The organism is Yersinia artesiana (genome assembly GCF_902726545.1).
In the GTDB taxonomy this organism is placed as follows: domain Bacteria; phylum Pseudomonadota; class Gammaproteobacteria; order Enterobacterales; family Enterobacteriaceae; genus Yersinia; species Yersinia artesiana.
In genome coordinates this window covers 1-543 of the sequence record NZ_CACVAD010000109.1, presented here as the reverse complement: position 1 = coordinate 543, position 543 = coordinate 1, and the positions used below count along the sequence as shown (strand labels likewise).

Here is a 543-nt window from a genome sequence, read left to right as displayed (position 1 = left end):
CCGTAGGGGAACCTGCGGTTGGATCACCTCCTTACCTAACGATACGCATTGCGCAGTGTCCACACAGATTGTCTGATAGAAAGTAACGAGCAAATAAGGCCGGACTGAGAGATTAGTCGGGCTTTAGTACCTTGTTGGGTCTGTAGCTCAGGTGGTTAGAGCGCACCCCTGATAAGGGTGAGGTCGGTGGTTCAAGTCCACTCAGACCCACCAACTCACCATTCCCTGTTGAGTTGCAGCAATAAGGTGATTTGCTTTTTATATGGGGCTATAGCTCAGCTGGGAGAGCGCCTGCCTTGCACGCAGGAGGTCAGCGGTTCGATCCCGCTTAGCTCCACCATATAAAAAACTATTTCAAAACGTACTGCCGTCGCAAGACACAGTGTGTTGTGAAATATTGCTCTTTAACAATCTGGAACAAGCTGAAAATTGAAACAATACAGCTGAAACTTATCTCTCCGTAGAAGTACTGAGATAAGGATTAACCTGTATTAGAGTCTCTCAAATAATCACAGCACAAGTTGTCTGTAAAGACACCTTCGG

The 543-nt window shown here is 46.8% G+C and carries 2 tRNA genes; both read left to right on the top strand.

Annotation, left to right across the window (positions count from 1 at the left end):
* Window positions 1-136 precede the first annotated feature (136 nt).
* Window positions 137-213 (top strand) — tRNA-Ile (locus tag HU019_RS20140).
* A 51-nt stretch (window positions 214-264) separates the two neighbouring features.
* Window positions 265-340: transfer RNA gene (locus tag HU019_RS20135), tRNA-Ala, on the top strand.
* The last annotated feature ends 203 nt before the right edge of the window (window positions 341-543 follow it).